Raw genomic sequence first — 4409 nt, forward strand, 5'->3', positions numbered from 1 at the left:
GCGGATCGTCTCGATCGCCGCCTGCACCCGCGCCTCGGTGAGGTTGCCGAAGCCGCCCGAGAGCACCTCCGGCGTGCGGATGAAGCCGAAATTGGCCATCATGCGCGCCTTCTCCAGCTCCTTCGGCGCGGTCGGGTCGCGCTGGGCCAGGGTGGCGATGGCGGCGTCCGGGTCCTTCCAGGCCGCCGCATGGCCGCGCGCGATGGCGCGGATCATGCCCGTCACCAGCTTCGGGTTGGCCTCGGCATAGGGGCGCTTGACCAGCAGCGCGGTGGAGAGCAGCGCCACGCCCGCGTCGGAATAGCGCAGCGAGACGATGTCGCCCTCCGGCACGCGCAGGCTGCGCAGGCTGAACACGCCGGAGACCTCGAAGCCGGTGATGGCATCCGTCTCGCCGCGCACCAGCATCGGCTCGCGCAGCTGCGGCGTCACCGTCAGCCAGTTGATCTTGCTGGAGTCGATGCCGGCGGCCTTGGCCAGGGCGGGGAAGAGCTGGCGGGCGGAATCCGTCTCCGGCGCCGCCACCTTGCGGCCTTCCAGCTGCTTCAGGGTGGTGATGCCGCTCTTCTTCAGCGTCATCACCGCCAGCGGGCTGCCCTGCTGGATCACCATGGGGGCGATGATGTCGCTGCCCTGGGTGGTCAGGCGCAGGCGGATGGCCGGCGAGAGGTCGGCGATGCCGAACTCGTAGGCCCCGGTGCTGACCTTCACCGGCGTGTCGCCCGAGCCGAAGCCGCGGTCGATGGTGATGGCGATGCCTTCCTCGCGGAAGAAGCCGCGCTCGGCGGCGAGCAGGAAGGGCGCCTGCGGGCCCTGGAAGGCCCAGTCCAGGCAGAACTTCACCGGCGTCAGCGCGGCCTGCCCGCGTGCGAGGTGGGGCATGGCGAGCAGCGTGCCGGCGGTGCCGAGCATCAGGCCGCGACGGGTGGCGAGCATGGAAAGTCTCCCGGTCGGCGCCGGCGCGCGGATGCGCGGCCGGCGGATGCGCGGCATGTAGCAACCGCGGTGCCGGGCGGGGAAGCGCCGTCTCGGGCCTTCCTCATGGCCCGGGCCGGCGGGGAGGCCGCCTTGAGGACGCCGCCGCCCCGGTCTGCGCGCCCCCGGGTGCCGCGCATGAAAGGGTGCCGCGCATGAAAAAGGGGCGCGGCCTGCGCCGCGCCCCCGTCATGGCCTTGCCTGGTCCGCGCCGGCTCAGCCGGTCTGCTGGATCGCCGAAAGCTTCCAGCTTCCCGCCGGGCCGCGCACGAAGGTCCACAGCTCGGTGGCGGTGTCGCGGCGGTCCGGGTCGCCCTCCACCACGCGGCCCTGCGCGTCGTAGGTCACGTCGACCAGGCTGAAGCGCATGGCGACGGTGGCGTATTCGGAGTCGCCCTCCCGCCAGGCCTCGGCGAGATCACCCTGCTCCAGCCGCGGGTCGCGCGTCTCGTTGCGCCAGCCGCGCGCCTCCAGGTCGCGCCAGTCCTTGCTGAAGAAGCCCATCATCTCGGGCGTCGTCAGCCGCGACAGGGCCGCCGGGTCGCGGCGAGACCACGCCTCGTTCACCGCGCGCAGCAGGCCCTCGAAGGCCTGGAAGTCGGACTGCGCCAGCTGCACCGGGGTTGCCGCCGGGGCCGCCGGCCGGGCACCGCCCATTCCGCCACTGGCCATGCCACCGCCGAGACCGCCCATGCCCATCGGCCGCGCGGCGGGCTGCGCCTCGCGGTGGAGCGGGCCGGGGCGCGGGCCGCCGGCCATGGCGGGCTGGTTGCGGTTGCGGAAGAAGCGGATCGCGAAGCGCACCAGCAGCACGATCAGGCCGATCTGCAGCAGCAGGCCCAGGATGCTGCCGATGCCGCCGAAGCCGCCAAACAGGCCGTTGCCGAACAGCAGGCCGCCAATGCCCATGCCGATCAGCCCGCCCATCAGCGCGCCGCCGAAGCCGCCGCCGAACATGCCGCCGCGCGTAGCGGTGGCGGCGCCGGGGGCGGCCGCGTTCGGCCGGGCCTGCTGGCCGGGCTGGGTCATGGTGCGGTCCATCGGCCGCGCCGCGTCGGGCGCCGTGCGGGTGACGGGCGGCGGCGCGAAGGTGCGGCTGCCGCGGCTGCCGAAGCTGGAGCGGCCGCCCGGGCGGGCCTCCGCCAGGGCCGGGCCGAGCACCAGGGCAAAAGCGGCAAGGGCGGCCAGGAACCTGGCTCTTCCGTGCATAGGGGTGTTCCTCCGGGAATCTTTCATCGGCCCATCATATAGGCATTAACGCGCCGTAATCCATGCTGGCCGGCGCCGCCACGAAGGCCTAAACCGCCGGCCGGCACCGGCGTTGCAGGCGCCCCCCGGCTGCTCCATGGCGGCCTCGCGCTGCAGGCCGCCCGGCGTGCCGCCCCCCTCCCGCCTGAGCCGCGCGAGGCTGGCCAAACGCCGCCCGATGCCGCAGAAGGCGCGCCCATGAAGAATGAGGCTGGCATGGCGAAGGCAGTGCGTCGCCTGTGGTGGCGGGTGGAAGGCGGGGTGGTGCGCGGCCTGCTGGCCCTGGCGCGGGCGCTGGGCCCGCGGCGCGCCTCGGCGCTGGGCGGCGCGGTGGCGCGCGGGCTGGGGCCGTGGCTGCCGGTCTCGCGCGTCGGGCGGCGCAACCTGGCGCTGGCCTTCCCGCAGAGCGATGCCGCCTGGCGGGAGCGCGTGCTGCGCGGTGCCTGGGACAATCTCGGCCGCACCGCGCTGGAGCTGCCGCACCTCGCCGGCCTGCGCCGGACGGAGGGCGGCCCCGGCTGGGAGGTGGTCGGCGCCGAGCATCTCCCCGCCGGCGAGACGCGGGTCATCTTCGTCTCGGCGCATCTGGCCAACTGGGAGGTGCTGCCGCTGGCGGCGCATGCGGTGGGGCTGCGCATGGCCAGCCTCTACCGCGCGCCGGACAACCCGCATGTCGACGCCGCGCTGCGCCAGATGCGCGAGGGCGGCGTGGAGCTGCCGCTGTTCCCCAAGGGCTCGAAGGGGGCGCGGCTGGCGCTGCGGCATCTGGCGGCGGGCCACGCGCTGGGGCTGCTGGTGGACCAGAAGCTGAACGAGGGGCTGGAACTGCCCTTCCTCGGCCACCCGGCGATGACCGCGCCGGCCCCGGCCGAGATGGCGCTGCGCTTCCGCTGCCCGCTGATCCCGGTGCATGTCGAGCGGGCCGGGCCGGGCCGCTTCCGGGTGGTGGTCGAGCCGCCGCTGCCGCTGCCGCAGACGGGCGACCACCATGCCGATGTGCGCACCACCATGCTGGCGGTGAATGCGCGGATCGAGGCCTGGGTGCGGGCCCGGCCGGAGGAGTGGCTCTGGCTGCACCGCCGCTTCCCGGCGCGCTACTACAGGGCGGAGGCCGCGCCCCCGGGCTGATGAGTGGCCCGCCTGCCTGCCGCCGGGCGCCTCAGCCCACCACCAGCATGGCGCCGGCGGCGTAGAGCTTCTCGCGCAGGCCCGGCAGCGGCGCCAGGATGACAACCCCGGGCGACGCCTCCCGCCACAGCGTGGCGCCGGCGCTGCGCAGGGCGTCGCCGGTGGCGACGCTGCTGTCGAACAGGGCGATCAGCGGCGCCTCGATCGAGCCGGCGCGGCGGAGGTTCTCCGGTGAGGGGGCGGGGCGGGGGAGAAATTCGGAAAGGATCGACATGCGCTCGCCAATGCCTCCCCGACCCTTACCGGGTGATGAAAGCGTTACTGCAATTTGGTGGATTATCGCGAAAAATGCTGCCGGGGTGTTGCCGCCTCTCAGGCGGGAGGCAGCAGCGGCTGCGGGTCCAGCGCCGTGGCGAACCAGTGCAGCCCCAGATGCAGGTGCGGCCCGGTGACGCGGCCGGTGGCGCCGATCGCGCCCAGGCGCTGGCCGCGCGCCAGCATCGCCCCCTCCCGCACATCCATGGCCGAGAGGTGGGCGTAGAGGCTGACCACGCCGTGGCCATGGTCCACCAGCACGGTGTTGCCGGTGAAGTAGAGATCCTCGGCCAGCAGCACGCGGCCGGGGGCCATGGTGGCGCAGGGCGTGCCGGTGGGGGCGGCGATGTCGAGCCCCAGATGCGGGGCGCGCGGCTCGCCGTTCAGGATGCGCTGGCTGCCATACACGCCGCTGATGCGGCCATGCGCCGGCCAGTCGAACCCTTCGGCGAAATGGGGCAGGTCGCTGTCCACCTTGCGCAGGGCGGCGATGCGCTCGCGCTCGCGGGTGATGCGGGCCATCTGCTGCGCGTTGGGGCTGACCATGGCGCCGGGCAGGCCGTTGATGCGCTGCACGTCCCATTCGCGCCTCGCCACGGCGAGGCTGCGGCGCTCCGTCTGGCCGCCGGGAGCGGTCACCACCAGCTCGGCGGCGGGCGCCGCGTCGCGGCTGAAGCCCAGGGCGAAGCGGCCATCGGGCGCCACCGAGACGGCGCGGCCATCCAGCGTCACGCGGCTGCCGG

5 protein-coding genes are annotated in these 4409 nt (G+C 74.3%); 1 reads left to right on the forward strand and 4 read right to left on the reverse strand.

Going from position 1 to position 4409, the window contains the following annotated elements; all coding sequences use genetic code 11:
- Both ACZJYS_RS22935 and ACZJYS_RS22940 read right to left on the reverse strand, forming a co-directional pair.
- Nucleotides 1–936 (reverse strand): ABC transporter substrate-binding protein (locus ACZJYS_RS22935; RefSeq protein WP_493180447.1); only part of this gene is annotated, 936 nt, incomplete at its 3' end.
- Nucleotides 937–1191: 255 nt separating this feature from the next.
- The gene (locus tag ACZJYS_RS22940; protein WP_493180448.1) at nt 1192–2184 is read right to left on the reverse strand and encodes a TIM44-like domain-containing protein; all 993 of its coding nucleotides are present in this window, start codon (nt 2182–2184) and stop codon (nt 1192–1194) included.
- 255 nt (nt 2185–2439) lie between these two features.
- On the opposite strand from ACZJYS_RS22940, the gene ACZJYS_RS22945 reads away from it, so the two are divergent.
- The gene (locus tag ACZJYS_RS22945) at nt 2440–3351 is read left to right on the forward strand and encodes a lysophospholipid acyltransferase family protein (RefSeq protein ID WP_109516272.1); all 912 of its coding nucleotides are present in this window, start codon (nt 2440–2442) and stop codon (nt 3349–3351) included.
- Between the two features lie 31 nt (nt 3352–3382).
- Here ACZJYS_RS22945 and ACZJYS_RS22950 read toward each other — a convergent pair whose 3' ends face one another.
- Nucleotides 3383–3625 (reverse strand): hypothetical protein, encoded by a 243-nt coding sequence (locus ACZJYS_RS22950; RefSeq protein ID WP_109516271.1) that lies wholly within the window; start codon nt 3623–3625, stop codon nt 3383–3385.
- Nucleotides 3626–3723: 98 nt separating this feature from the next.
- Nucleotides 3724–4409 (reverse strand): M23 family metallopeptidase (locus tag ACZJYS_RS22955; RefSeq protein WP_493180449.1); only part of this gene is annotated, 686 nt, incomplete at its 5' end.

This window comes from Roseomonas sp. TS2 (assembly GCF_058833935.1).